The sequence below is a fragment of the Halocalculus aciditolerans genome (assembly GCF_014647475.1).
Taxonomy (GTDB): domain Archaea; phylum Halobacteriota; class Halobacteria; order Halobacteriales; family Halobacteriaceae; genus Halocalculus; species Halocalculus aciditolerans.
Window position 1 is genome coordinate 275562 of sequence record NZ_BMPG01000002.1, and the last position, 25656, is coordinate 301217.

Annotated in this window: 27 protein-coding genes and 1 tRNA gene; 11 read left to right on the forward strand and 17 right to left on the reverse strand. The window is 67.6% G+C overall.

The window, feature by feature from the left end:
• Positions 1–201 precede the first annotated feature (201 nt).
• Positions 202–2247 carry a DUF7289 family protein gene (locus IEY26_RS08125; RefSeq protein ID WP_188977752.1) on the reverse strand — a complete coding sequence of 682 codons (2046 nt, stop codon included), beginning with the start codon at positions 2245–2247 and terminating at the stop codon, positions 202–204.
• 85 nt (positions 2248–2332) lie between these two features.
• Here IEY26_RS08125 and IEY26_RS08130 point away from each other — a divergent pair, with 85 nt between their 5' ends.
• Genes IEY26_RS08130 through IEY26_RS08145 form a run of 4 tightly spaced genes read left to right on the forward strand, consistent with a single transcriptional unit; the run spans position 2333 to position 4500 of the window.
• The gene (locus IEY26_RS08130) at positions 2333–2752 is read left to right on the forward strand and encodes a DUF7287 family protein (RefSeq protein ID WP_188977754.1); all 420 of its coding nucleotides are present in this window, start codon (positions 2333–2335) and stop codon (positions 2750–2752) included.
• Positions 2749–3333, forward strand: coding sequence for a DUF7288 family protein (locus IEY26_RS08135; protein ID WP_229773987.1), 585 nt, complete (start codon positions 2749–2751; stop codon positions 3331–3333). The genes IEY26_RS08130 and IEY26_RS08135 overlap by 4 nt, the downstream gene beginning before the upstream one ends.
• Positions 3321–3764 carry a DUF7266 family protein gene (locus tag IEY26_RS08140; protein WP_188977756.1) on the forward strand — a complete coding sequence of 148 codons (444 nt, stop codon included), beginning with the start codon at positions 3321–3323 and terminating at the stop codon, positions 3762–3764. The genes IEY26_RS08135 and IEY26_RS08140 overlap by 13 nt, the downstream gene beginning before the upstream one ends.
• Entirely contained in the window at positions 3757–4500 is a 744-nt protein-coding gene (locus tag IEY26_RS08145; protein WP_188977758.1) for a DUF7289 family protein, read from the forward strand. The genes IEY26_RS08140 and IEY26_RS08145 overlap by 8 nt, the downstream gene beginning before the upstream one ends.
• A 321-nt stretch (positions 4501–4821) precedes the next feature.
• On the opposite strand, the gene IEY26_RS08150 is transcribed toward IEY26_RS08145, so the two are convergent.
• From IEY26_RS08150 to IEY26_RS08160, 3 genes are all read right to left on the reverse strand, one after another.
• Positions 4822–5460: a class I SAM-dependent methyltransferase gene (locus IEY26_RS08150; RefSeq protein WP_188977760.1), complete on the reverse strand. Its 639-nt coding sequence runs from the start codon at positions 5458–5460 to the stop codon at positions 4822–4824.
• Between the two features lie 385 nt (positions 5461–5845).
• Positions 5846–5918 (reverse strand) — tRNA-Arg (locus tag IEY26_RS08155).
• A 40-nt stretch (positions 5919–5958) separates the two neighbouring features.
• Positions 5959–6216, reverse strand: coding sequence for a Sec-independent protein translocase subunit TatA/TatB (locus tag IEY26_RS08160; protein ID WP_188977762.1), 258 nt, complete (start codon positions 6214–6216; stop codon positions 5959–5961).
• A gap of 183 nt (positions 6217–6399) precedes the next feature.
• Here IEY26_RS08160 and IEY26_RS08165 point away from each other — a divergent pair, with 183 nt between their 5' ends.
• From IEY26_RS08165 to IEY26_RS08185, 5 genes are all read left to right on the forward strand, one after another.
• Positions 6400–6558, forward strand: a complete 159-nt coding sequence (locus IEY26_RS08165) for a hypothetical protein (protein WP_188977764.1) — start codon at positions 6400–6402, stop codon at positions 6556–6558.
• Positions 6559–7035: 477 nt separating this feature from the next.
• On the forward strand, positions 7036–7491 hold the full coding sequence (locus tag IEY26_RS08170) for a hypothetical protein (RefSeq protein WP_188977766.1): 456 nt from the start codon (positions 7036–7038) through the stop codon (positions 7489–7491).
• A 722-nt stretch (positions 7492–8213) separates the two neighbouring features.
• Complete coding sequence (locus tag IEY26_RS08175) at positions 8214–8693, forward strand: redoxin domain-containing protein (protein WP_188977768.1); 480 nt, start codon at positions 8214–8216, stop codon at positions 8691–8693.
• Positions 8694–8744: 51 nt separating this feature from the next.
• Entirely contained in the window at positions 8745–9536 is a 792-nt protein-coding gene (locus IEY26_RS08180) for a twin-arginine translocation signal domain-containing protein (RefSeq protein ID WP_188977770.1), read from the forward strand.
• Positions 9537–9589: 53 nt separating this feature from the next.
• Positions 9590–10384, forward strand: a complete 795-nt coding sequence (locus IEY26_RS08185; protein WP_188977772.1) for an HD domain-containing protein — start codon at positions 9590–9592, stop codon at positions 10382–10384.
• Between the two features lie 275 nt (positions 10385–10659).
• Here the strand turns inward: IEY26_RS08185 and IEY26_RS08190 are convergent, their stop codons facing one another.
• From IEY26_RS08190 to IEY26_RS08210, 5 genes are all read right to left on the reverse strand, one after another.
• On the reverse strand, positions 10660–11067 hold the full coding sequence (locus IEY26_RS08190; protein ID WP_188977774.1) for a DUF7522 family protein: 408 nt from the start codon (positions 11065–11067) through the stop codon (positions 10660–10662).
• A gap of 160 nt (positions 11068–11227) precedes the next feature.
• Positions 11228–12568 carry a glutamate-5-semialdehyde dehydrogenase gene (locus IEY26_RS08195; RefSeq protein WP_188977776.1) on the reverse strand — a complete coding sequence of 447 codons (1341 nt, stop codon included), beginning with the start codon at positions 12566–12568 and terminating at the stop codon, positions 11228–11230.
• Positions 12561–13424 (reverse strand): glutamate 5-kinase, encoded by an 864-nt coding sequence (gene proB / locus IEY26_RS08200; protein WP_188977778.1) that lies wholly within the window; start codon positions 13422–13424, stop codon positions 12561–12563. Before proB ends, IEY26_RS08195 begins: the two co-directional genes overlap by 8 nt.
• A complete protein-coding gene (gene proC, locus IEY26_RS08205) occupies positions 13417–14157 on the reverse strand; it encodes a pyrroline-5-carboxylate reductase (RefSeq protein ID WP_394354827.1) in 741 nt (246 codons plus the stop codon). Before proC ends, proB begins: the two co-directional genes overlap by 8 nt.
• 117 nt (positions 14158–14274) lie before the next feature.
• Positions 14275–14676 (reverse strand): hypothetical protein, encoded by a 402-nt coding sequence (locus tag IEY26_RS08210; protein ID WP_188977782.1) that lies wholly within the window; start codon positions 14674–14676, stop codon positions 14275–14277.
• A gap of 192 nt (positions 14677–14868) precedes the next feature.
• Here IEY26_RS08210 and IEY26_RS08215 point away from each other — a divergent pair, with 192 nt between their 5' ends.
• Positions 14869–15096 (forward strand): hypothetical protein, encoded by a 228-nt coding sequence (locus tag IEY26_RS08215; protein WP_188977784.1) that lies wholly within the window; start codon positions 14869–14871, stop codon positions 15094–15096.
• A 112-nt stretch (positions 15097–15208) separates the two neighbouring features.
• Here IEY26_RS08215 and IEY26_RS08220 read toward each other — a convergent pair whose 3' ends face one another.
• Positions 15209–15967, reverse strand: coding sequence for a creatininase family protein (locus tag IEY26_RS08220; protein WP_188977786.1), 759 nt, complete (start codon positions 15965–15967; stop codon positions 15209–15211).
• A 295-nt stretch (positions 15968–16262) separates the two neighbouring features.
• Between IEY26_RS08220 and IEY26_RS08225 the strand changes: the two genes are divergently transcribed.
• Positions 16263–17477 carry a tryptophan--tRNA ligase gene (locus tag IEY26_RS08225; protein ID WP_188977788.1) on the forward strand — a complete coding sequence of 405 codons (1215 nt, stop codon included), beginning with the start codon at positions 16263–16265 and terminating at the stop codon, positions 17475–17477.
• A 25-nt stretch (positions 17478–17502) separates the two neighbouring features.
• Here the strand turns inward: IEY26_RS08225 and IEY26_RS08230 are convergent, their stop codons facing one another.
• The 7 genes from IEY26_RS08230 to IEY26_RS08260 form a co-directional block, all read right to left on the reverse strand.
• Positions 17503–17874 (reverse strand): GIY-YIG nuclease family protein, encoded by a 372-nt coding sequence (locus IEY26_RS08230; RefSeq protein WP_188977790.1) that lies wholly within the window; start codon positions 17872–17874, stop codon positions 17503–17505.
• A 57-nt stretch (positions 17875–17931) separates the two neighbouring features.
• Positions 17932–18861 (reverse strand): DMT family transporter, encoded by a 930-nt coding sequence (locus IEY26_RS08235; RefSeq protein WP_188977793.1) that lies wholly within the window; start codon positions 18859–18861, stop codon positions 17932–17934.
• Between the two features lie 408 nt (positions 18862–19269).
• Positions 19270–20643, reverse strand: coding sequence for a UDP-N-acetyl glucosamine 2-epimerase (locus tag IEY26_RS08240; protein WP_188977795.1), 1374 nt, complete (start codon positions 20641–20643; stop codon positions 19270–19272).
• Positions 20644–20709: 66 nt separating this feature from the next.
• Positions 20710–21138 carry a peptide-methionine (R)-S-oxide reductase MsrB gene (gene msrB, locus IEY26_RS08245; protein ID WP_188977797.1) on the reverse strand — a complete coding sequence of 143 codons (429 nt, stop codon included), beginning with the start codon at positions 21136–21138 and terminating at the stop codon, positions 20710–20712.
• Positions 21139–21163: 25 nt separating this feature from the next.
• Positions 21164–23062 carry a DEAD/DEAH box helicase gene (locus tag IEY26_RS08250; protein WP_188977799.1) on the reverse strand — a complete coding sequence of 633 codons (1899 nt, stop codon included), beginning with the start codon at positions 23060–23062 and terminating at the stop codon, positions 21164–21166.
• 295 nt (positions 23063–23357) lie between these two features.
• On the reverse strand, positions 23358–24296 hold the full coding sequence (locus IEY26_RS08255) for an acetamidase/formamidase family protein (RefSeq protein WP_188977801.1): 939 nt from the start codon (positions 24294–24296) through the stop codon (positions 23358–23360).
• A 135-nt stretch (positions 24297–24431) separates the two neighbouring features.
• Positions 24432–25643, reverse strand: coding sequence for an ABC transporter substrate-binding protein (locus tag IEY26_RS08260; protein WP_188977803.1), 1212 nt, complete (start codon positions 25641–25643; stop codon positions 24432–24434).
• Positions 25644–25656 lie beyond the last annotated feature (13 nt).

Sequence of the window (25656 nt, forward strand, 5' to 3'; positions counted from 1 at the left end):
CTGCTCGCTGGTCTCGCTACTCTCTATCCGCTCCTCTCTGCTCCTTCTTCCACACCGCCGCCGTCGACGACAGACGAAGAGAGACGGAGGGCAGGCGAGAACACACAGACGAGGGCGACGGCAGAGGTAAGCGAGCGACGAGGGAACGGGAGGAACGGATACAGTCGGCGAAGGGCCCGAGAGAGCGGGCGGAACGTTCGGTCAGTTCGAGGAGGTGACGTTCACGGGGTTCGTGGAGACGTGGAGGTAGGTGACTTCGGGGAGGCTCGCGTACTCGGGGAAGGTGTTCGCCTCGAGGAGCGCTTCGTCGAAGTAGATCTGCTGGCCGCCGTTGATGCCGGCTTGGGAGGTGAGGACCGCGCCGTAGACGTTCGTGCCGCCGCCGAGATCGACGCTGGACTGCGAGTAGACGACGCCGTAGTAGCTGCTGCCCTTGATGGTCGTGCCCGCGTTGTCGGCGGCGGTGTAGAGCCAGAAGAGGTCGCCGCGGCCCGCGTCGTTCGTGACGGACCCGCCGCTCCCGACCGTGCCGGTGCCGTTCGCGTAGACGGAGACCTTGTGGCACGACCCGGGCTTGCAGGTGACGTCGACGTCGGTGCTCGACGTGGTGAAGCTCCCGTTGACGATGAGGCGGATGGGGCCGCCGGTCGTGTTGAGGGTCATGTCCGCGTCGCCCTCGATGGAGAAGTCGCCGTCGACGGCGAGCGTCGTCGGCCCCGTCGTGGAGTTAATCGTCAGAGAGGGGTCGCCGCTGTACGAGAGGTCGCCGTCGTGGTAGTACGACCCCGAGGTGAGCGTCTCCCGGGCGTTTTCACCGCCGCTGAGCCCGGGCGCGGGGTCGCTCTCGTCCATGTAGGTCGCGACCGCCTGCTCGACGCGGTCTTTCGGGCTCTGCCGGAGGGTCGTCGTCCGGTCGAGTGCGCGGAGGTTCGGCGGCGACGCGCCCTCGTTGACCGTCCCGTGCCTCCGGTCGAGACCGCTCACGGTCCCGGTGGCCTCGATACTGCCCGTGTCTTCGAGGACGCTCCAGCCGTTCGACGCCCGGAAGTCCCCGCCGGTGTGGACGGTTCCGGCGAGCTCGCCGCCCCCCATGCTGAAGTTCCCGCCGGCGCGGATGGTCGACCCCTCGCTCTGTGAGAGATAGCTCGTCGCGGTGACGTCCCCGCCGGCGACGACGTCCCCGTCGAAGTTGGTCACGCCGATGTCGACGTCACCGGTCGCGTAAATGGTTCCCTGCACGTCCGATTCGCCGTCTATCGTGTAGTTCCCTTTCACGAAGATATCGCCGTTGACCGTGCCGCTCCCGGAGCTCGACGTGTCGCCGGTGACGTAGACGTCGCCGGAGGACGTCTCTTCGTAGTTCCCGACGCCGACGCTCCCGGCCCCGGGCGTGCTGGTGGAGTTGTAGCTGCTGACGCTCGCGCCGCCGCCGAACCCGGCGTTCCCCTGAATCATGAAGGCGTAGTCGACGCCGGTGTCCATCGGGACGGCGAGCGTGACGGTCACCGTGTTACGCGCGTGGTCGTAAGCGACCGACGTCTCCGTTCGCTCCTCGAAGAACCGCCCCCACGCCTGGTAGTAGTCGCTGTGGACAGTGATAGAGACCGTGCCGCTGCGAATCGGGTTCTCGAGGTTATCGACCGCGTTCGCGGACGTGCCGTCGTCGCGGACGATGACGGTGGAGTCGAGCGAGCTGCTGCTGTTCACGGTGACGAGCGGGAGGGTGAGCGTCGTCCCCTGATAGTGGGCCTCCGGCGGGGAGACCATGACGCTCCCGTTCCCGGATTTCTGCCATACGCCGCCGCCCTGATAGGCGATGGTGGTGTCGCCGACTTCGTAGACGAGCGCGCCGAGCGACTGGTTCATCACGACCTGCTTCGCCGCGCCCGTCTCCCGGTCGTTCACGGAGATGTTCATCCAGCCGGCGTCGTCGGTGGCGTAGACGCGTTCGCCGTCGCGGACCGCGCCGAGGTCGACGCGCTGGCTGTTCGACCAGCCGAGCGCGACGCGACTCGCCTTCGAGTCGAACTGCGTCATCGAGTCCGTGGTCGAGCTGACGCGGACCGCGTGCTGGCTGTCGTCGATGGCCGACCCGCCGAGCGCGACGACGCTCGTCACGCCGAGAATCGTGATACCGAGGAGGAGGACGACGCCGAGGACTTCCGACTGCCCTCGGTCGCGTGGCGCGCCGCCGTTCGAACTCTCGCCGGCCCCCGACCCTCCGTGGCTTCCGGCAGCGCGGCTCATTGACAGGTAGTTTTACGGTCCACGACCTTTAAACTATGTCGTGTATCCCGTGGCGGAACGAGAGCCCCGCTCGCGGCCCACCCCCATGTCCCGCGCACAGACGACCCTCGATTTCGCCATCGGAATCAGCGTCTTCCTCGTCGCTATCGCGCTCATCTTCACGTTCACGCCGACGCTCTTCACGCCGTTCACGGGCGGCGGGAGCGCGGAGACCGTCGCCGCCGACCGCGCCGCCGACCAGCTCGCGATGGAGACGCTCGCCGACCCCGACCACCCCTACCTGCTCGACGAGTCGGCGACGCAGTCGTTCTTTAGCGGGAGCGCGGCCAACGCGAGAACCGTGCTCGCCGTCGACCGTGGGCTGAACGTGACGCTGGCGCGCGCGAGCGGGCCGCTCATCGCGAGCGTGGGGCCGAAACCCTCGAACACGGCGTCGGTCGCGGTCGCGGTGCGCGTCGTCTCCTACGACGGGAAGCGCGCGGACCTGGAGGTGCGTGTCTGGTGACGCGCGGGCAGGCTCACACGCTCGAAGGCGTCGCCGCGGCGCTCCTCGTCGTCATGAGCGTTCTCTTCGCCATCCAGATGACCGCAGTGACGCCCCTGACGGGGAGCACGGCGAATCAGCACATCGAGAACCAGGAGGAAGCGGTGGCGCGCGGCGTGCTCGCCGTCACGGCCGAGAACGACTCGCTCCGCCCGGCCGTGCTCCGCTGGGACACGGAGACGAACCGCTTCCCGAACACCAGCCGCGGCGAGCCGTACTACGGGTCGAACTCGTCGTCGACGGAGCTGGAGGACACGCTCAAAGCGACGTTCTCCGGGAACGGTATCGCGTTCAACGTGAACTTCTACTACGTCACGCCGAGCGGCGAGCGCCGTCAGGAGCGGTTCTACTACACCGGCGCGCCGACGAGTAACGCGGTGACCGCGTCGCGGTCGGTGACGCTCTACGACGACGACCGGCTCTACGACGACGGATGGACGGCCGCGACGGTGAGTTCCGCGCGGTACTTCGCGCCGGACGCCGCGCCGAACAGCCACCTCTACAACGTCGTGGACGTGGAGGTGGTCGTGTGGCGGATGTGACCCGAACCCCGGACCGCCGCGCGGTCTCGACGACCGTCGGCTACGTCCTCAACCTCGCCGTCGCGCTCCTCCTCGTCACCGGCCTCCTCACGGCCGCGGGAACGTTCGTCGAGGACCAACGGCAGCTCGCGACGCAGGACGAACTCGGCGTCGTCGGCGAGCGGTTCACCGCCGGGCTCGCCACCGCCGACCGCCTCGCGACCACGGGGGACAGCGGTCACGTCGACCTCCGCCTCCCCACCACGGTCGCCGGCCATCCCTACCAGATACGGGTGTTCGCGAACCACACCGTCGTCCTCGCCACGGACACCGCCGACATCTCCGTGACGACGACGTACCCCGACGCCATCGACGGGCTGTCCGGAACCGTCGACGGCGGCACGGTGCGAATCAGCTTCGACGCGAGCGGCGTGGAGGTCACGAATGCGTGAACGCGAACGCGGCGTGAGCGAAGTCGTCTCGTTCGTCATCGTCTTCTCGCTCATCATCCTCGCCGTCGGCACGACGTACGTCGCGGGGCTGAGCGGGATTCAGGACGCGCGCGAGAACGAGCAGGTGACGAACGCACAGCGGGCGTTCGACGTGCTCGCCGACAACGTCGACGACCTCGTCGACTCGGGCGCGCCGTCGCGCGCGACCTCCCTCAAGCTGACCGAGGCGAGCATCGGATACGGCGACCCCGTCACCGTCAACCTCACCGCCGGCCCGGACGCGAACGTCAGCTACGAGACGCGGCCGCTCGTCTATCGAGCGAACGGCGGTGGCGAAATCGTCTACGTCAACGGGGCCGTCATCCGGAGCGAGTCCGGCGGGTCGGTGATGACGAATCCGCCCGAAGTCCTCTTCGGCGACCGGACGCTCGCCACGCTCATCGTCGCGCAGCCGAACGGCCGTCAGTCGGTCGGCGGGTCGACGCAGGTTCTCGTCCGGACGACGCGCACGAACCGGACTGTCACCACCTACGACACGGGCGGGAGCGTCACGATGAACGTCACGACGCCGCGACCGACCGCGTGGCGGAACGCCATCGAGAGCCGACCGGAAACCCAATCCTGCACCGTCACTGACCGCGACGCGACCGCGCCCGAAGTCACCGTCTCCTGCACGGTCGAGACCGACTCGCTCGTGGTCCGCGTCGTCACACTCGACGTCACCCTCACGTCCTGACGGCGGCCGACCCGTCGGCCGCATATTGACAGACTTCCTACTACGGTACGCCGTGGAGTGACGAGACCCGGGGGAGCCGTCGTATCGCCCGCCCGGAGATACTCACACGAATAGGTATATATGGGTGGATTCCCAGGATTCACACGCCGGGCCCGACGTGCCGGTCGAAGGCCCACCTTCTGGGGGGAAGGGGACGCCGTGGGACTCCGCCGCACGAAACGGGTCTGGCATATCTACACCGCGAGCGACGCGACCGCCGGCCGCGCGAGAACGACTCAGGTGACTGTGTGAGAACGAGTGAGTCGACCGGGTGAGAACGAATCAGTTGGTCGCGCGGAACACGCGCAGCACGTCGCGGTCGAGCGCCCGCGATGCCGCCTCTTCGAAGCCGTACACCGTGAAGACGTCCCGCCAGTTCCGACAGTAGAGCGGGATGCCGTCGTCGACGTACGTCACGCCCGAGTCGGTCGTATCTCCCGATTCGTCGGTCGGTGCGGCGGATTCCGTCTCCTCTATCTCGACCGTCACGAGCGCGTCACCGGCGACGCGCGCGATCTCCTCGAACACCCACTCGTCGTCGCGGTGGATGTGCTGGAGGGTCTCGACCGAGTAGACCGCGTCGAACGCGCCGTCTTCGAACTCGGCGACGACGTCCTCAATCGCGCCGACGTGGAACTCGCCGTCCTCCGCGAGGTCCGGGTAGGCGTCCGCCATCACGTCGAACGCGTCCGCGTTGATGTCCACGCCCGCGACCGACTCGTAGCCGTTCTCGTGGAGGTGCGCGAGGTGTCGCCCCGAACTACACCCGAGTTCGAGGACCGACGCGCCCCGCCCCACCGACTCGTCCAGCGCGTCCAGCACGGCTTCGCTCACCTCGTCCGGTCCGTAGTACGCGTAGTAATCCGGCGAGTACTCCCCCGACCGCTCCGACCACGCCTCCCGCACCGAATCGCCGCCCATCTACGCCCCGACGACGCACTCCCGGCGCGAACCCGCCCCAGGGAGCGTTCGTTCACCGCACTGCACACACGCCTCCAGCGAGGAGGCAGGAGACTCGAAGAACCGACGAAGTAGACTACTCACACCGGCTAGAGACGGCCGAGACGTAATACTCCCCCGATACGCGAACTCGCCGCTGACGCCTCCGAAAGCGCGCGTGACTGCGGTCTCACGAGCAAGCCGGGTTCGCGTGAGTCGAAGACGAACGCGTCGCTGTACGCCTCACCCGTCCCAGAACAGCGAGCGTGACGGGACTCTCGCGACCGCGAGCGATCGAGAGCCAGCGGGACGCTCTGCGCCCCGCGGAGCACCGCCGCTTTCACGACGCGCTTCGCTCCTCGGAAAGCGGGCGTGACGGGGTTCGAACCCGCGATCTAGAGGTTAGGAACCTCTCGCCGTATCCGCTTGGCCACACGCCCCGCTCTCGGTGTTGCGTGCGCGAGAAGAAAAACCGGTCGTTTACTCGTTCTTCGACGTGGTGTCGGCGTCGGCGTCGACGCTGGACGCCTCGGTGTCGGCGTTGTCCGGGTCCTTCATCTCGTCAATCTCCTGTTCGAGCTCCTGACGGCCTTTCTGGAACTCGCCCATGGCTTGCCCCGTGGAGCGGGCGAGCTTCGGGATCTTATTCGCGCCGAAGAGCAACACGGCGATCAGGAGAATGACGGCGAGCTCCATCCCCCCAGGGAGGCCGGCGAACAGTGGTGCGGTAGTGAACATCGCTACTCGTTGGTAGCCAGCAGTCATTTATAGGCCTTTTGCCTCACCCAGTATTCCGAGCGTAGACGACTTCACGACACCGAAAACGGAGAGATCAGCTGTCACCACTCTATCCGACACAGCCCTCTCGCGTAACTGTGTCGGCGAGGGGTTTGTCGTATCTGTCGGTTCGACGTCTCCGGCGTGACGACCGAGCAGGGCTGCGGGCAGATCGCGCTCTCCCTCGTGAATCGACTGAGCGACCCCGTCGCCGGGCGCTCTAACTACGCACTATCGAGCAGACCCCCGCAGGCAGTCGTCCAACTCGCGTCGACGACGTTCGCATATCAGCTATCGGGGTGAAACGACCGATGCTACTCGGGTTAGAGGTGTGTACGCCGCTCCCGCGCGTGAACAGAAACGAGTACTCACACCGGCCGGGGGTGGCCCCGATCTGACAGGGACAAAAGCCGTCCCGGAACGACGCCCCAGAGCCCAGTAGAATAGCCGGAATGCACGAGGAGAAACCCCATCTCAGAAAAGCGCGGAATCTATGAATCGGAAAAGAACCGCTGCCGGCGTGGGGATCGGTAGCGCGATTCTTTTCCTGACGCGTTAGGAGCTAACCGACCCGTTACGACCTTTCACTCTCCCGGGGGTCGTCGACGGACCGGTAGAGGTCGGTGGGTTGATGTACGCGTTCGGTACAGTCGGCCTCACCGAGGACAGGGGGCGTTGCCGGCGTCGGGGGTGATATGTCGATTGTCGCCGTCGGCGAGTAGTCCCCGCAGTCGTGTCGTTGGGATGAGGTTTATACGGGCGCGTGTTAGAGACTTCGTCATGGCCATCACCGACGTCGTACTCGGCTGGAAGGCCGGAAGCACCGGACGGAACGTCGTCGTCGCACTCCTCCACGTCGCCTTCCTCCCGCTCGTCATCGGCCTCATCCCCTTCTGGTTCGCCTACATCGTCTACGCGAACCGAGGCGGCGCCGCACAGAAACTCCACCACCTCCCGGGAATCGGAGCGAGCGGCGGTGTGCAAGCCGGGGCTGCCGCCTTCGTCTATATCGTCGTCCTCTTCGCCGTGCTCGGCACCGCGGCCGCGGGAAGCCGACCGAGCGTGACCACCGACGTCGCCACGACGACGACGACGGCGGAAAGCGGGAGTATCGCCGCAGGAGCGACACACTTTGACGTCCCGGCGACCACGACGGTCTCGGTTGACCGTCCGCACGGGTCGTTTGGTTCTGCTAACTCTCCGTTTCAGATGACCCGTGCTCCTCCAACTCGGTAGCGGATTCGGAGGAGATAGCGGCCGCGTCGAAGAGCCGTCATATGGAACATTCCGGACGCGGTGTGTCGTCAGGCGCTGCTCGAGGGGTTTGATGTCGTATTCGACGTTCGCGATACATCTCTGGGAGAGCTCCTCCGTCCCGTCAGGAGAAGAACTGCTTCCGCCACCGGTTCGCTGCCGGGTCGCGATGTGCGGCGATCGGACGTCCGCACGTTTCTCGCATCCATCGATAACACGGGGCGCTCATCGAAGGGGGCGAGATAGCATCGTGGCTCACGGCACCTGATCGGGTCTAACCCATCTGAGTGATATGCGTGCACAACGTGTCGCTTACCAGGTTTCTCGTGAGTCGGATTCCGCTCGTCATCGGCGCGCTGTGTATGGTTCCGTAGCAGTTCGGCGTGGAGAGCTAAGATCCGGTCGCGTCGGTCGCGGTAGTTCGCGTACGGCCGTTCTATTCCGACGACCCCCAGGGCCTCCCGCACCGACGAGAACCGAGAGTGAGTCAATCGAAACCACTCGTCTTCACCGCGGTCCTCGACGAACCGGCAGAGGTCGGTGACCGTCCTATCGTTACTCGCCAGCGGCGGACGGCCACCGCAAGAGACGGCGCGGTGTACCAGCATCAGACTGTGGGTCCGCGGGACGGCTGGAGAGCGGGAACGGTGAGTCCTGAGTGAGGCACGGGAAGGATTATGCGGGCGGGCGTCGTCGTATGGAGTATGGTACGCACCGGGGATGCCGCGCCGGATTTCACCGCACCGCTCGCCGACGGGGACGTGTCGCCGTTCACGCTCTCGGAGAACCTCGACGACGCGCCGCTCGTGCTCGCGTTCTTCCCGGGGGCGTTCACGGGAACGTGTACGACGGAGATGTGTACGTTCCAGGACCAGCTCGCGGGCTTCGAGGACGTCGGCGCGACGGTCTACGGGGTGAGCGTCGACCTGCCGTTCGCGCAGAACGCGTTCCGGAGCGCGGAGGGGTTGACGTTCGGACTGCTGAGCGACCACGAGAAGGAACTCGTCGACGCCTACGACGTGCGGATGGACTTCGACGGCCTCGGAGTCCACGGCGTGGCGAAGCGCTCGGTGTTCGTCATCGACGCCGACGGCGACGTCACCTACGACTGGGTGAGCGACGACCCGAGCGTCGAGCCGGACTACGAGGAAGTCGCGGACGCGGCGCGCGAAGCGGCCGAATAACGCGTTTTCTCGCGGCCCAAGACGTTTATTCGCGCGGCGGCGAACTATCGTATGAACCGACGTTCGTTCCTCGGCGCGGTGGCTGCGGGCGGGGCCGCGGCCGCCGCGGGGTGTTCGACGTCGAGCGGGCCTGACTCGTCGGGGGCAGCGTCCGACTATCCGCTGCCGTCGGTGGACGAGAGCGCCGTCGACGGGTGGGCGGCGACGGGGACGCAGTCGTCGACGTTCACGTTTTCGGCGGGCCCAGTCACAGTCGAGGGGTACGGCCGGACGCGGCTCTACGAGGACGCGGCGCTCCGCGAGACCGTTCGGGCGGAGACGCTCGGGCAGTTCGACCGGCCGCTGGCGATGTTCTTCGCGACTCGCGTGAGCCTCGAGGGCTACCTGAACGCGGCTATCGAGCCGATGGTGGTCGCGGACCGGGTCGCGCCGCGGATCCGCGCGAAGTTCGAAGCGCGCGGCATCCGGCGCGTCGAACGCACCGACACTCGGTCGCCGACCCCGGATATCGACGGCGCACAGCACCTCGCCTTCGACGGCGTCTACCCGACGCCGACTATCGAGCGCGAGGTCGAGATTCCCGACGTGGGAACGCGAACGCTCGAACTCGCCGGCGGCCTCCTCCCCATCCACGCGTTCACGTCGGTCTGGAAGCCCGACCGGAACGCGCTCCTGCTCGCCGGCGGCGCGTACCCCGCCGCCGACTACGCGAAACGCGACACCGTCTCCGTCAGCGGGGACGGCGTCGGCGACGGCGTCGACGTCACCGCCTCCGTCTCCCTCGACCTCGAAACCGAACGCACGCGGACGGAACTCGTCGCGCTCGCCGAAACCGTCTCCTAGCTCGTCCGTGTGGTCCCAGTGGGTTTTTGCTCGCGCCCCTCGGACGAAACAGCATGAGCGGCACGCACGAGTACGACCCCAGCGAGGCGCACGCCTACCCCGACAGCCGCGTGAACGACGTCCTCGACTTCCTCCGCGGCGACGACGAAATCACCACGCTCCTCGAAGCGCAGAACGTCAACCCCGTCGTCCGCAAGGGCTACAACGACCACGGCACGAAACACATCGAAATCGTCCGGAACCGCGCCCTCCGACTCTACGACCTCCTCAAGGCCGGCGACGTCGAATTCAACGGCGCGGCCGACGAAGGCCTCGACGAAGCCGACGAACCCGTCATCATCGCGCTCGCCGCCACCCTCCACGACATCGGCCACATCGTCCACCGCGACGACCACTCCTACTACTCCATCCCCCTCGCCGCCGACCTCCTCGACCGCATCCTCCCCGAGTTCTACGACACCGCCAACGCCGTCCGCGTGAAAGCCGAAGTCCTCCACGCCATCCTCTGCCACCACACCGAGGAAACCCCGCTCACCACCGAAGCCGGCGTCGTCCGCGTCGCCGACGGCCTCGACATGGAACGCGGCCGCTCTCGCATCCCCTACGAACGCGGCGGCCGCGGCATCAACACCCTCTCCAGCCAGGCCATCGAACAAGTCACCCTCCAAGACGGCGACGACACCCCCGTCCTCGTCGAGATCACCATGCGGAACGCCGCCGGCGTCTACCAAGTCGACAACCTCCTCAAAGAGAAACTCCACGACTCCCGTCTCGAACGCCACATCAAAATCGTCGCCCTCAACACTAGCGGCGACGAGAACCAACTCGTCGAACGCATCGAGCTCTAACAACGCACGTTTTGCGCTGCGCGCGCTCTCCGGGCGCGCTCGGCAAAACCTGCACTAAAAGCCCTCCTCCTTCGGTCCTTGCAGTCCCTCAGTCGTCGGCCCGAGCGCTCCTACGGTCGCGCTCGGTGAACCGCTCACTACCGGGTCCTTCGGACCGCTCGTTCGCGGATGCTCGTCACGTCGTTTGTTTCGCTCGAAACTCGATTTGAAATCGGTGTTAGGTAGGTGTGCTATCTGCCCACTCCTCTCCCAGAGTTGGTCGTCCCAGCAATGAACTAATCCGTCGTTAGTTGGGCCTCAAAGGTTGACGTGGCGGGTGAGTGAATGATGGTGGCGCATTGGCTTACGAAAGCCGTCAGTCGTCGTGCCGCTTCCCGGTCGAGCGAGATGATGATTCCTCGCTGGTCTCCTTGCGGGAAGTGGAGGATGACGCCTGACTCGTGGACTTCGGTCGTCGCGGTTTTCTCCCCAAGCTCCTCGTAATCCTCCTCTCTCACGAGTGCCCGCGCCTCCCGCGTTCGCTCGATTATGTCCGCCACCGTGTCTCGCAGGCGTTCAGTCGCTACGTCATTCCGGATGTAGAGGGCGCTCCAGTCGTCTTCTTCGTAGGAGAACATCGACCGATACGCGTCGCCCGCGTGCTCCGTGACGAACTGATGTAACTCCCTATGGGATTCTCTCACAGAGGATTGTTCACACGACTCACGGTTCAGTGTGGTGGCTACACGAAACGCTATTGAGTACCGGAAATCTGCGAAGCGGCGTTTGGTTCTACCCACAACGTCGGGTGAGACGGGCGCAGTACAACGCGTGGACCCGAGGTTGGGGTCGCGGCCGACGGCTCTACTCGCTGCCGCCGGGCGTCCAGTCGCCGTCGAAGTCGCGGTGGGTGAAGGGTGTGGCGTCCTCGCCCGAGTAGGTGGCGACGAGGTGGCCGTCGCCCTCGAGGTAGTATTTGTAGGTGGTGAGGCCGTCGAGGCCGACGGGGCCGCGGGCGTGAATCTTCCCGGTGCTGATGCCGACTTCCGCGCCGAGGCCGTAGCGGTAGCCGTCGGCGAAGCGGGTCGACGCGTTGTGGAAGACGCTGGCGGCGTCGATGCCCTGCATGAAGACGGCGGCGTGGTCGTCGTCTTCGGTGAGGATGGATTCGGTGTGCTTGGAGCCGTGGGTGTTGGCGTGGTCGACGGCGGCGTAGACGTCGTCGACGATTCTGATGCTGAGTTCGAGGTCGCCGTACTCGGTGTCCCAGTCGTCGTCTCGCACTTCGTCAACGTCGACGATGTCGCGAGTGCGCTCGCAGCCGCGGAGGGTGACGCCGGCGTCCTCGTAGCGCTCGACCATTCCAGGGAGGAAGTCGTCGGCGACGGCGTCGTGGACGAGGAGGGTTTCGACGGCGTTGCAGACGGCGGGGTACTGGACTTTCGCGTCGAACGCGACGTCTTCGGCCACGTCGAGGTCGGCGGCGTCGTCGACGAAGACGTGGCAGACGCCCTCGGTGTGGCCGAGCACGGGAATCTGCGTGTTGTCCTGGATGTAGGAGACGAACTCGCTGGAGCCGCGCGGCATCACGAGGTCGACGGCGTCGTCCATGTCGAGGAGGCGGTCGACGTCCTCGCGCGCCTCGACGAGCTGCGCCCAACCCCCGGGAAGATCGCTCGTGGCCTCTCGGATGAGGTCGTAGAGGACGCGGTTCGACTCGCTCGCCTCGCTCCCGCCTTTGAGGATGACGGCGTTCCCGGACTTCGCGGCGAGCGCGGCGATCTGGACGAGCGCGTCCGGCCGCGACTCGAAGACCGTCGCGACGACGCCGATAGGGACGGAGACCTTGTAGAGGTCGAGGCCGTCGTCGAGTTCGCGGGCGTCGAGCGTGTCCCCGAGCGGGTCGTCCTGCTCGGCGACGGACTCGACCATCTCCGCGATGTCCTCGACCTTCCCCGCGTCGAGGCGGAGGCGGTCGACGAGCGCCGCGGGGTACTCGCCCTGCTCCAGTCGCTCCTCGGCGGCCGCGACGTCCTCGCGGTTCGCGTCGAGGATTTCGTCCGTGTGTTCGCGGAGCGCGGCCGCGATGCTCCGGAGCGCGTCGTTCCGCGCGGCCTCGTCGACGTTCGCGAGGTCGAGCGCGGCGCGCGCCGCCGCGTCCACCTGCCGCCGCGTCTCGCTCTCGCCGTGCTCGCTCTCACGCATCGGAATCACCCGTGGGAACGAAGAGCGTACCCGTAGGTCTACCGGTGGCGACGCGTTCGAGCACGTCCGGCTCTGCGGACCCGGCGATGACGGCGGGAATGCCGTGCTCGCTCGTCTTCCGCGCGCCCTCGACTTTCGTCTGCACGCCGCCGAACGCCTCGTGCGTGCTCTCGGCGACGTACCGCTGCACGGCGTCGTAGTTCTCTCGCACCGCTTCGATGCGCTCGACGCCGGGGTCGGCCTTCGGGTTCCCCGTGTAGACGCCGTCGACGTCCGTGAGCGTGACGAGGAGGTCGACGTCGACGCCGACCGCGAGCGACGCGGAGAGCATGTCGTTGTCGCCGATGTGGAGTTCTTCCGTGGCGACGGCGTCGTTCTCGTTCACGACCGGGACGACGCCCCAGTCGAGCAGCGTCTCGACGGTGTTCTGGAGGTTCGTGAACCGCTCGGGGTTCGAGAGGTCGTGGTCGGTGAGGAGGAGCTGGGCGATTTTCTGGTCGTAGCGCTCGAAGCTCGCCGTGTAGTGACGCATCAGGTGGCTCTGCCCGACGGTCGAGAGCGCCTGTTGCTCTTCGAGCGTCCGGCCGGCGCGCGTCGTCTCCTCGATGGCCTCGATGCGGCCCATGCCCGCGCCGACCGCCCCTGAGGAGACGAGGAGGACGTCCTTGCCGCGCTCGCGGAGCGCCATGATGTCGTCGACGAGCTTATCCAGTTTTCCGCGGTCGAGCCGGGATTCGTCGTCTGTGAGGGAGTTCGTCCCGGCCTTGACGACGACGCGGTCGGCGTTCGCGGCCTGCTCGCGCGCTCGCTCGACGGCCGCGTCGTCGACGGCGTCCGCCGCGACGCCCTCACTCATCGTAGTCCTCCGCGAGTTCGCGCGAGCGCTCGGCGGCCGCCGACACGGCGTCTTCGACGGCGTCGTCGGCGTCGCTCTCCCAGAGCACCTCCATCCCCTCGATAGTCGTGCCGTTCGGCGAGCAGACCGCGTCCACGAGCTCGTCGACGCTCCGGCCGTCTCGCAGCACCGTCTCCGCCGCGCCCTTGAACGTCTGTGCGGCGAGCACTTCCGCCTGCTCGGGGTCGAGGCCGCCCTCGACGCCCGCCTGCTTCACGGCGTCGATGAGGTGGAAGGCGAACGCCGGGCCGCTCCCGTTCACGGCCGTCGCGACGTCCATCTCCGACTCTTCGACTTCGACGAACTCGCCGACGGCGTCGAGGAGGTCGCGCACTTCGTCCGTCGACCCCTCTTCGACCGCGGCGGCCGCCATGTTCCCGTTCGCGGCGGCGAGGTTCGGCATTACGCGAACCACGCGCGCGTCCGTTCGCTCGGCGACGAACGCCCGCGGGACGCCCGCCGCGACCGTGACGAGCGTCTGGTCGCCCCTGAGGTCGAGGTCGTCGAGCACGGCCGGAACCGCGTCCGGCTTCACCGCGACGACGACGAGCGGCGTCTCCCGCGTCACGCCGATGTCCGTCGTGGTCTCAGCCGCGAAGTCCGCCACTGATTCGAGAGCGGCGTCGTCGAGGTCGATGGCCGTCACGTCGTACGCGTCGGCCCGGGAGAGCCCCTCGACGAGCGCACCCCCCATGTTCCCACAGCCGATAACGCTCACGCGTGTCATCTCTACCCCGGTAGAAGACAGGGAGGACTAAACGTACCACGCTTGCCGCGGTATTTGGGTGGCGTTCACGCAGGACGAGGAGGCCTACTCCGTGCCGCGGTCGTAGGCGTCGAAGAGCCGGCGGGCGTACTCGCTCTCCCCGCGCTCGCGGCGGACGACCTCCGCGTCGTCGACGGCCTCCCAGTCCGCCTCGTCGAGTCCGACTTCGTCCTGCGCCGCCCGCCCGGCCTCGTCGACGAGCGCGTTCGACTCGCTCGGCTCCTCGTAGGTCTCGCGGTAGACGACGTCCCAGCCGTCGGCCTCGACGTCGTAGTAGACGCCGAAGACGACGCCGTCGCGCACGGCGACGAGCGCGGAGACGAGTTCGTCGTCGCTCTCCGCGCGCGTCGACACCGACGCGGGCGTCACCATCCGGAACGCGTCGCTCTGGTGGAGCGCGAACCCCTCGGCGGTCGTCAGCGGTCGTGACGGCAGTGACTCCAACATACCCGGAGAGAGTCGGCCCACCGGGATGTGCGTAACGGGACGGGCCGAGCGACAGCCGGTGAGATATCGGGACGAGCCGACAGCCGAGGGACGTGCTGGCTGAGTGCGTCGGGCGGGTCGTCGCAGTCCGGCGGCCGCGCGCGAAGCCCTGGGCAGTAGATACTTACTACGCGGTAAATTACCTGAGGCCACATGGTTGCCGATGGGGTGTACGTGGCCGTCGTCGACTGCGTCGAGAGCGGGCGGAGCCGACTCTCCGTCGAGGAGGGGACGGCGGCGACGGACGAACTGGAAGTGCGCTCGGGCGACCTCCCGGCGGAGGCCGGGCCGAACGCCGTCGTCCACGTCCGCGTGGAGGACGGCGACGTCGTGGACGCGGTCTACGACGAGACAGAGACCGAGGCGCGGCGGAAAGCGTAGTCGCGCACAGACAGGCGGCTCTTCTCTCTCGACTCGGAGCGCGGGAGCGACGCGAGTGAGAAACCGGCGTTATTGAGGCTTTCGACGACGCGATCAGCAGCCGTTAGAGCGTTCAGACGGCGTCTCTCGCGGCTTCGACGCGATCGGCGTAGGCGGCCGTGATTCGGTCGAGGATGGCGTCGCCGGCGTCCCGCGTCGCCTCCCGCGGGTCGCCGAGCACGCCCGACTCCGTGATCGCTTCGAACCCCTCGCTCAGGAGGCGGGCCGTCGAAATCTCGCCTTCCACGCCGCGTTCGAGGCGGTCGCGGTCGACGAGGCCGTCGTCGATAGCGAGGAGCATCGCGGTCTCGATCGCGCCGGCGTGCACGACGGGTTCTCCGTAGTCGACGTCCGCGTCCGCGAGCCCCTCGTTCTGGAGGTCCATGTACTCGTGGAGGTCGGCGAGAGCGACGACGTTCGCGTCGACGTCGCGTGCGATTTCGGGCGCGACGGTGTTCACCGGCGCGAAGTTCCCGCCGTGCGTCGGCACGAGGACGACGTGCGCGAACCCGTGGTCGTCGAGCGAGCGGCAGTACGCCCGTATGAGGTCCATGAGCGTCTCCGCCGGAACCGTAATCGTCCCGGGGAACTCCATGTGGTGGCCGGAGCAGCCGGGGCGAATCGTCGGCGCGGCGAACGCGTCGCCCAACTCCTCGGCGAGCCGCTCGGCGAGCGCGTCCCCGATGGTCGCGTCGACGGAGAGCGGGAGGTGCGGCCCGTGTTGTTCGATTGCGCCGACCGCGACGACGACCGTGTCCACGCCGTCTTCGAGCGCCGATTCGACGTCCGTCCAGGAACACGCCGCTAAGCGCGTGGGATACTGAGAAACCATCCGCGACCGAACCGTCACCCAGACGGCTGATAAACCTTCGCACGGCTCGGCGTGCTCGTCGAGAGTAACACCTAACTAGGCGTCCCCCCACAGGAGCGAGTATGGAGTCCACTCTCCGCGAATCCCGCTCGTCGCGTCGGGATTCGGCCGTCGCGGGCTGGCGCTGGCAGCGTCCGGGAGTGGACAGTGCTGCGGCGTCGACGCGGCGGGCGTAACTCGCTCGGGTCGGGGCGCGGCGCTCCCTCGCTTCTCTCGCACGCCTCGCCCCCAGACCACCAGCGACACCCGATCACCGATGCCAACACCCACCGACACCGACAGCACCGATAGCGATAGTCCCGACGCCGACTACACCGTGACGCCGTACGACGTCGAGGGAGACATCGACTACGCGCACCTCGTGGAGTCGTTCGGCGCGGACGCGCTGACCGACGCGCAGGTTCGTGCGTTCCCGGTCGACCACCCGCTCGTGCGGCGACGAATCTTCTACGCCGGTCGGGACATCGACGCCTTCACCGCGGCGGCGAGAGCAGACGAAACCCACTCCCTCGTCACGGGGCGCGGCCCGTCCGGGCCGATGCATCTCGGGAACGTCCTCCCGTTCTACTTCGCGAAAGCCGTCCAGGACGCGACCGGCGCGCACGTCTACATCCCGTTCTCCGACGACGAGAAGCACCTCCTCAAAGACCAGTCGCTCGAGAGCATCGCCGGCCACACGCGGGAGAACCTCCGGGACGTCCTCGCGGTCGGCTTCGACCCCGCGAAGACGAAGGTCGTGGTCGACACCGCCGACGCCGACGTCGTCTACCCGCTCGCCGCCGCGTTCTCGAAGGCCATCACGCAGTCCACGGTCGACGCGACCTACGGCGACCCCGAAACAGTCGGGCTCTCCTTCTACCCCGCCGTCCAGACCGCCCACCTCCTCCTCCCCCAGCTCGTCCACGGCCGCCACGCGACGCTCGTCCCCATCGCCGTCGACCAAGACCCACACGTCCGCGTCTCCAGGGACGTCGCCGCGAAAGCACGCTACGAGGTGAACAAGCCCGGCGCATTGCTCTCGGAGTTCCTCTCGAGCCTCGACGGCCCCGGAAAGATGTCCTCGTCCAGTGACGCGCCGAGCATCGGACTCTCCGACGACCCCGACACGGTTCGCGAGAAACTCCACCAGCACGCGTACTCGGGCGGCCGGTCGAGCCTCGAAGAACACCGCGAGCACGGCGGCGACCCGAGCGTCGACGTCGCCTTCCAGTACCTCCGGTTCTTCTTCGAACCCGACGACGACCGCCTCCGCGACCTCGCCGCGGGCTACGAGGCCGGCGACCTGCTCAGCGGCGAGCTGAAGGACGCCGCCGCCGACCGAATCAGCGACTTCCTCGAACGCCACCAGGAACGACGAGCCGCGCTCGGCGACCTCGGCGACGAACTCGACGCCTACCGACTCACGGACGGAGAACGAGACGCCGCGCTCTCACGGGCCGGCTACCCGATGGACGCGGTAGTGAGAGGGTAACGAGACGGGGTGCGACGAAAAAGGATTATCGCGTGTTGTATCGTGGGTTAAGTTCGTCGATGAGCGCGGATTCGACGCGCATCCGGCCGGCTTTCCCGTCCTCGATACCGTCGACGTACTTCACGGCGGTTCGCTCCCAGACGTCGGTGGCGTCGATGTCGATGCTGTCGTCGTTTTCGACGAACGCCTTAATTTGGCTCCCCGTCCGCGTGTTGTAGTGGTCGTTGAGGCGGCTGACCAGCCACTTCGCCTCGCCGACGTAGAGACACTCACCGGATTCCGTGTCGTAGATTCCGTAGACGACGCTTCGGGCGTGCTCCTGTGGGTCTTTCTCGATGAATTCGTCGACGGCATCTCGGAGGTCCGTGCTCGACCCGCCGAAGTCGTCCAACGTCATTGGTGAACGCCACGACCGGTGGTGACTACAACGTTCCGGGGACGAGTCGCTTCCCAGTCAGTCGGCGCTGGGGGGGCCGGTGCCGTCGATTCGCTGGCGGAGGTAGCGCTGGACGTGTCGCCATTTGACGAGGAGGAAGCCGGCGAGGATGGCGGCGAAGCCGTAGACGGTGGAGGGCGCGAGGGATTCGTCGAGGACGAGCCAGCCGAAGACGGCGGCGAACGGCGGGATGACGTATTCGATGAGGCCCATCTCTATCGGTCCGAGGCGGTGGAGGAGGCGGAAGTAGACGAGGAAGCCGAAGGCTCCGGGGATGACGGCGAGGTAGCCCACCCAGAGGAGGCTCTCCGTGGTGGGGGTGGCGGCGGCGAGGCCCTGACCGGGGAGGAGGAGTGAGACGGCGTCGAGGGCGAGCGCGCCGACGGCGAGCATCCAGGCTTGGAGGCTGAGGCCGGGGAGGGCGGCGGCGTCCTCGCGGGTGAAGACCGCGCCGGCGACCCAGGCGACGGCGGAGGCGAGGACGAGCCAGACGCCGACGTCGCGGAGGAGGTTATCGGGGTCGGGGTTGGCGATGAGGACGACGCCGAGGAATCCGAGGAGGACGCCGGCGACGCCGCGCGCGGAGATGGATTCGTCGGGGCGGAAGACGGCGGTGACGGCGGGGGTGAGGACGGGGACGAGGCCGAGGAGGGTGGAGGCGACGGCGCTCGTGACGTAGTCCTGGCCGGCGAAGAGGAGGGCGTGGTGCGCGCCGATGTTGAAGACGCCGCCGACGAGGATGGGCGTCCAGTCACCGGGGCCGCGGGGGCGGAGCGAGCGGCCGGTGGCGGCGGCGACGGCGAAGAGGAGGACGGCGGCGAGCGTGAACCGGAGGCCGCCGAGGAGGACGGGCGGGAAGTCCGCGAGCGCGGCTTTCGTCGCCGGGAACGCCGTCCCCCAGACGGCGGCGAGAGCGAGGTAGAGGAGCGCGTCGCGACGGCTAGCCATTACCGAGAGGAGCACACGCCGGTATACGTGGGTTTCGAAGCGAAACGATCTACGGCCGCTGCCACAGGCCACACGAACTGAGGCCCGCGGTACGGAAACCGGAGAGTGCGAGCGCCTCCCGGGGCGCTCGCACTCCACGGTTCAATCTACACCGACCACGAAGCGAACGGCAGTGAGCGACCCTGGTGGTCTCGAAAATCGGAGGTTTTCCGGACTGAGCGAACCGAAGGTTCGCGATGGCCGCGGGACCGTAGGTCCCGCTCGCCCCCGAGAGAGCGAAGCTCTCTCGTAGGGACGCTGCAAGGGCGAGCGCGAGCGTCTCGTGGGACGCTCACGGCTACGCCGTTCGCTTTTTTCGTGCCTTCACTTCGTTCAGGTACGTGGCGCTCGCGCGAGGGCGTGCTAGTGCTAGAGGTAGTCGAAGGCGGTGTCGCCGCCGGTGAAGCCGGCGCGTTGGTGGGACCATTCGAAGGGTTCCACGTCGCGGCGGTCGTCGAGGAAGTCGACGATTTCGCGGCCGACGTGCTGGCCGTAGAGTTCGGGGGCGTCGGCGAGGTGGTCGCGGACGCGGTCGGTCTCGTAGACGTACTCGATCATTGCTTGGACGGTTTCGCCGTCGGTGGGGGGGACGAGGAGGTTGGAGCCGGCGTCGGCGACGGTTTCTGGTCGGTCGGTGTTGAAGCGGGCGGTGAGGCAGAGGGCGTCGTCGATGACGTTGAGTTCTTCCTGCATGCTGCCGGAGTCGGTGAATTCGGCGAAGCACTGCCCGGAGTCGAGGAACTCGTAGACGTGGGCGTGCTTCTTCCAGAGGCCAGTGAAGAGGAAGTTCTCGCGTTCGTCGTCGAGGTCGAGGAGTGTCTCGCGGTAGCCGTATTCTTCGAGGGCTTGGCGGGTGGCGTGGAGTTCGAGGAAGTTGACGTTGTAGCCGTTCTCGACGAGGCCGATGACGGCGTCGACGATAGCGCTGAACCGCTCGGGGAGGAGGTTGGCGCGGCGGTGGATGTCGACGCGGATCCAGTCGTCGCGTTCTTCGAGGACGGGGTAGATGTCGAAGACGGATTCGTCGAGTTCCTCGGTGCGTTTGGTTTCGATGGCGTCGACGATGGAGTTGCCGACGACGGGGATGCGTTCGTCGCCGCGGACGGATTCGGGGTAGCCCTCGTTCAGGAGGTGTTGGCGGTTGCGTTCGACGGGCGCGAAGTGGTAGAGGGCGGCGGCGGAGCCGACGAAGGTGTCGTACTGCTCGGGGAAGGGCTCGGTGCGGTCGAGCGTCCAGTCGCCTTCCCACTGGTCGCGGACGAAGGCTTCGGGGTCGCCGAGGTTGTCGAAGCTCGGGGCCATGCCGCGCAGGCCGGCTTCGTTGTGCGCGACGAACTGGTTGGTGGCGAACGCCCACGCCTGCGGGAAGACGCCGGCGGCGTGCGTGTCGCCGTGGACGAGCGGGAGGATGGTGGTGTCAGGATACTCCTCGTCGAGGTAGTCGGCGAACGCCTTCGTCCGCGTCATCAGGTCGGCGGTCTTCTCGCTGAGCCCGCCGCGGATGCCCATGTCGACGCCGATCTGGTCCTCGATGCCGTATTCGGCGAGGCCGTGGCCGAGCACGTCGTCGTAGTGCTGGCCCGTGTGGAGGACGAAGCACGGCAGGCCGCGTTCCTGCGCCGCCGTGACGACGGGGGCCTGCTTGTAGAAGTCGGGTTTCGTCGCCGTCACCACGGCGACGGCGAACTCCTCGCCCTCCAGCTGGCGGGCGAGGCGGTCCTCGTAGAGGTCGAAGTCGGCCATTACCACCGGCTTCCCGGCGGACGCGCTTAGGGATTGGGTTGTCGCGTCCCCACCGGCTCTGCGATCCTACTCGTCGTCCTCGAAGTCGAGCGCGCAGGAGTTGATGCAGAACCGTTTTCCCGTTTCCGTCGGCCCGTCGTCGAAGACGTGGCCGAGGTGGCCGCCACAGTTCGCACAGACGACTTCCGTTCTCGTCATCCCGTGGCTGCGGTCCTCGCGGAGCTCCACCGCGCCGTCGACGGCGTCGTCGAAACTCGGCCACCCCGACCCCTCCGAGTCGAACTTCGTCTCCGACTCGAAGAGCACCGCATCACACCCCGCACACGTGTACGCGCCGTCGTCGTCCTTCCCGATGAACTCGCCCGTGAACTTCCGCTCTGTGCCTTGCTCGCGGAGCACCCGATACTCCTCCTCAGTCAAGATTTCCCGCCACTCCGCCTCGGTCTGCGGGAGGTCGCGCGTCTCCCCGTCGCCGTCGCGGTCTGTCTCGCTCATACTCCGCCAAACGTCTGCCAGCCGGTTAGCGGTTCCCCTCCGACTCCTCAGCAGGCGGCTCGACAGCGTCTCCGTCGGTAGCGTCCTCGCCACCGACGGCTTCGTCCTCCTCCTCCCGGAAGGCTGGCGCTTGCGCGTCCTGCTCGGTGACGCGAACGCCCTTCCGGGCGAGGTGCTGGGTCTGGCGCTGCGCGAAGTCCTCCTCGCCGGTCCCGCGGGTGGCGAGCACGAAGACAAGCGCGCGGCCGGCGGGCCGCATCGTCCGCCCGGCGCGCTGGGAGCCCTGTCGTCGGGAGCCGCCGAGGCCGGACGCGAGAATCGCGAGCTCGGCGTCGGGGAGGTCGATGCCTTCGTCACCGACGCGCGAGATGACGAGCGTGTCCCGCTCGCCGGCGCGGAACTGGCTGAACAGCCGCTCGCGGCGGGGGTGCGGCGTCTCCCCGGAGACGAACGGCACGCCCAACTCCTCTGCGAGCCGGTTCCCCTGGTCGAGGTAGTCGACGAAGACGAGCGTCTTCGCGCGCGGGTACGCCCGCCGAATCTGGCGGATTTCCTCGGTCTTCGCGGGGTTCGACGCCGCGAGCTGTCGGCGCTTGTGGCCGTCGGCGTCCGCCCACTCGTAGCGGTCGAGGTCGTCGCCCCACGGGACGTAGCGGATTTCGACCTCGGGCTCCTGCACGAACCCCGCCTCGAAGAGCGCGTCCCAGTCAGTGCCGATGGGCGGCCCGATGAGCGTGTAGATGTCCGTCTCTCGGTCGTCCTCCCGCACGGGCGTCGCCGACAGGCCGAGGCGCGAAACCGCCTGGAGGTCCGCCGTCCGCCGGTGGACATCGCTCGGGATGTGGTGGACTTCGTCGTAGACGATGAGCCCCCACTTCCGGCCGTCGAAGAGGTGTCTATGCCTATCCATCGCCGCCGTTCGGTAGGTCGCGATGGTGACCGGGCGAATGTTCTTCTCGCCGCCGTGGTACTCGCCGATCTGCTCGCGCGTCAACGTGGTGTGGTCGAGGAGGGCCTGTCGCCACTGCCGCGCGAGGTCCCGGCTGGGGACGAGGATGAGGGTTTCGCCCTCCAGCGCGTCCATGACGCCCATCGCCGCGACGGTCTTCCCGCTCCCCGGCGGCCCCACCAGCACGCCCGACTCCGACGTGACGAAGCGGTTCACCCACTCCTGCTGGTAGTCGCGGAGGTCGAGCGTGAGGTCCATCGGGAGCGGGTCGCCCTCCTCGAGGTGGCGTTCGTCCTGCACCGGATAGCCTGCCTCGTAGAGCGTACGCTTGACCGACGCGACCTCGTCTTCGTTCACCCACGCCGTCCGGTCGTCGATACGCGCGCGCAGCTGGCCGTCGTCGAGCTTCTGCCGCCCGACGTTCCCCATCAGGTCGTCGCTCCGCGCCGTGAGAACCACGTAGCCGTCCTCGTGCGTTTCGAGTCTAAACGCGTGCGAGCGCCGCCACTGCGACTCCACGAACTCCTCTAATCCGTTATCGCGCTTCCCCGTCACCTCCCGCAGCGTCGACAGGAGCGCGTCCAGCGTCTCGTGCGGGGCCGCCCAGATGTCCTCCTTCCGTATTCGGTACCTGTAGGCTCCCTCGTGCGTCGTGTCTTCGAGGTGCGCGATGTTCGAGAGCCGGGCGCGCGTCCACTGACTCGGCTGGTCCGCGACGATTTCGCGGTTGTCCGCGAACAGGACGACGCGCTCTCGGTCCTGCGTGTCCGCCCAGTCGCTCGGATAGAACACGACCGGGTCGGCGGAGACGTCCACGCGCTCGACGCCCTCGCCCACGAGCGCCTCCAGGCGGTCCTCGGCTTCGGCGTGCGTCACGTCCAGCCGCGCCGCCAGCCGCGCCGCCGTCGTCAGCGGATGGCCCTGTTCGTCCAGCGTGTCGTAGAAATCCGCCAGCGAGAACTCCTCGTCAGTCACTACCCGCGACTTGGACGCACACCCTCAAACGGGTTTCGCGTTCGCGGACACGGCGTCGAGCGCGACCGAGCGCCGGGAGACGACCGGCGTACCGGAGGGGTTTTCCGACGTGGACGCACAGAACTACTCGGACGGCACGGTCAGCCGGCTCCTTTCGGCAATACGTGGTTCGCCACGTGTGGTCACACGCCGACTGCCCTACCCCGTCTTCTCAACTACTCGCGAGCGACGGCGCTCGCCGCGCGGACACCGAACGAACCGGGAGCGGCGGCGACGCCGCGGCGGCGTTTTCGGGCTATCTGAAGAGGCTCTCCGGGAGGTAGGCGGAGACGGTCCAGTTGGGGGCGTCGACGACCTGATTGATCTTGAGGTCGACGGCGGCGGACGCGAGGACGTACGCGTTCGGCCTACTGAGCCCGCGTTCGGCTTCGAGGTGGTCGAGCATCCGGGAGAGCGCGACCTTCGAGGCGTCCATGAGGTCGTCGCGGACGCCCGAGGTGGCGAACATCGGTTCGTCCGCGCCGGTCGGCGTGAAGGGGCCGGTGGTCTCGAAGCTCGGGGCGTCGACGTCGCGGTCGGCGATGCGGAGCCTGGCTGTGACGTCCATCGGGGCTTCGATGCCGGTGAGGCAGACCTCGCCGTCGCCCTGCGCGGCGTGACAGTCGCCCGTGGAGAACGATCCTCCCGGAACCTCGACCGGGAGGTAGAGCGTACTGCCAGCAGACAGGTGTTTGATGTCGAGGTTGCCGCCGACGGCGCGGGGCGGGATCGTGGAGTGCGCGCCATTCTCGCCGGGGGCGACGCCCGCGCAGCCGGGGAAGGCGTCGATGGGGACGGCGACGTCATCGTCGAAGCGTGCGGTGTCGCCGTCGAGGTCCCAGGTGTGGACGTAGGCGTCGGGGAACTCCTCGGGGAGGAGGCCGGACTCCTGCTCGCCGGGGACGACGTAGGAAACGCCCCAGCCGTGGTGGTCGAAGTCGAGGAAGTCGACGGCGAGCGTGTCCCCGGGCTCCGCCCCGTCGACGGCGACGGGACCGGTGAGCGCGTGGCCTTCGACGGTCATCGAGCGGAGGTCGTCGACGGTGGCGCTCGGACCGAGTTGGCCATCGGTGGCGTCCCGGCACTCGAACGTCACGACGTCGCCGGGGTCGACTTCGAGGACGGGGTCCAGGGAGTTGTCCCACGCGTAGTGGACGGTCTCCTCGGTGGCGTCGATGGTGTGGTCGGCGTGCACACTCCCTGGTTCGCGGGGAGCGGGAAAACGACTCGGATGGCGGCGGTGTGGACGAGGGACGAGCGGGGAGACACAACGCGCAGACGGCGAGAGAGAGGGCGCGATTGAGCGAGAGTGAGCGAGTAGGTGGGTGCGTTAGACGTCGCCGTCGATGGCGGCGGAGACGTCGGCGCGGCTGAAGAGGCGTTCGTCCTCGGGAATCTGGGGGTAGTCGCCGCCCGTGTAGCCCGGCCACTCGCCGAAGACGTCGGGGTAGAGCTGTTTCGCGGTCATTTCGAGCTGGAAGAGGTTCATGACGGGGCCCTGGTAGCGCATCCCCTGAGCGTAGACGCGGTCGTTCTGAACGGCGGAGAGCTGGCTGCCGACGTCGTGGGACTCGAGTTGGCTGCGGACCTGCGCCATGTCGTAGTTCGGCGTCATGCCCCAGAGGTGGAGGATGACGTCGGGGTCGGCTTCGGCCATGGCCTCCATGCCGACCTGACCCCAGAGCTGCCCCCAGTCCTCGTCGGCGAAGGCGTCGTGCGCGCCGAGCGGGCGGGTGTCGGCCTGCCAGTAGCCCGGCCAGTTGATGTGGTAGGTCCAGAAGGAGCCGTCGCTGTAAGTGACGCGGACGGCGGTGGGGCGTTCGTCCTCGGGGGGCAGGCCGTCCTCGATGGTCGTCATGAGGTCGGCGTGGACCGAGGCGAGGGCCTCGTAGCGCGCGCGTTCCCGGAAGACGTCGGCGACGTGTCCGAAGAGCTCCCAGAGCGTGTAGTACTCGTAGGCGTCGGCGTAGCCGTCGGGGGCGTCGGCGTTCGTGCCGCTGTAGAAGTTCCCGAACCAGGGCGCGAGCGTGTCACGGATCTCCTCGACGTCGCTCTGACTCCAGTTCTGCTGCGTGGACGCCCACGCGGGGTCGGTGAGGTGGACGTCGCTGTCGAGGCTGTAGAGGAACTCCTTGGAGAGCCCGTCGGAGAGCGGGTCCGGGAGGCCCTCCCAGTCGAAGGAGACGTCGTCGAGGCGCGCGTAGTACTGGTTCATCGTCGTCCCGGACATCTTCGGGACGTAGACGCTGTTGATGGCGTCGCCGTGTCCGAGCGCGACCGCCATGTCGGCGTACTGGGGGAAGACGGTGAAAACCGATTCGGGGACGCTGTCGAACTCGACGTCGCCCACGGGGGCCACCGAGGCGGTGTACGACTGGCTCTGCGTGGTCGTGTCCGCGTCGGTCGTCGTGTCGGTCGAACTGGTCGTCGTCCCGTCGCTCCCGCCGCCGCTGCAGCCGGCGAGGAGCGCGCCGCCGAGCGCCGCTCCCGTCCCGAGGTAGCGCCGCCGCGACATCGGCTCGTCGTCCGTCCTACGGTCCATACTCTTTAGGGTT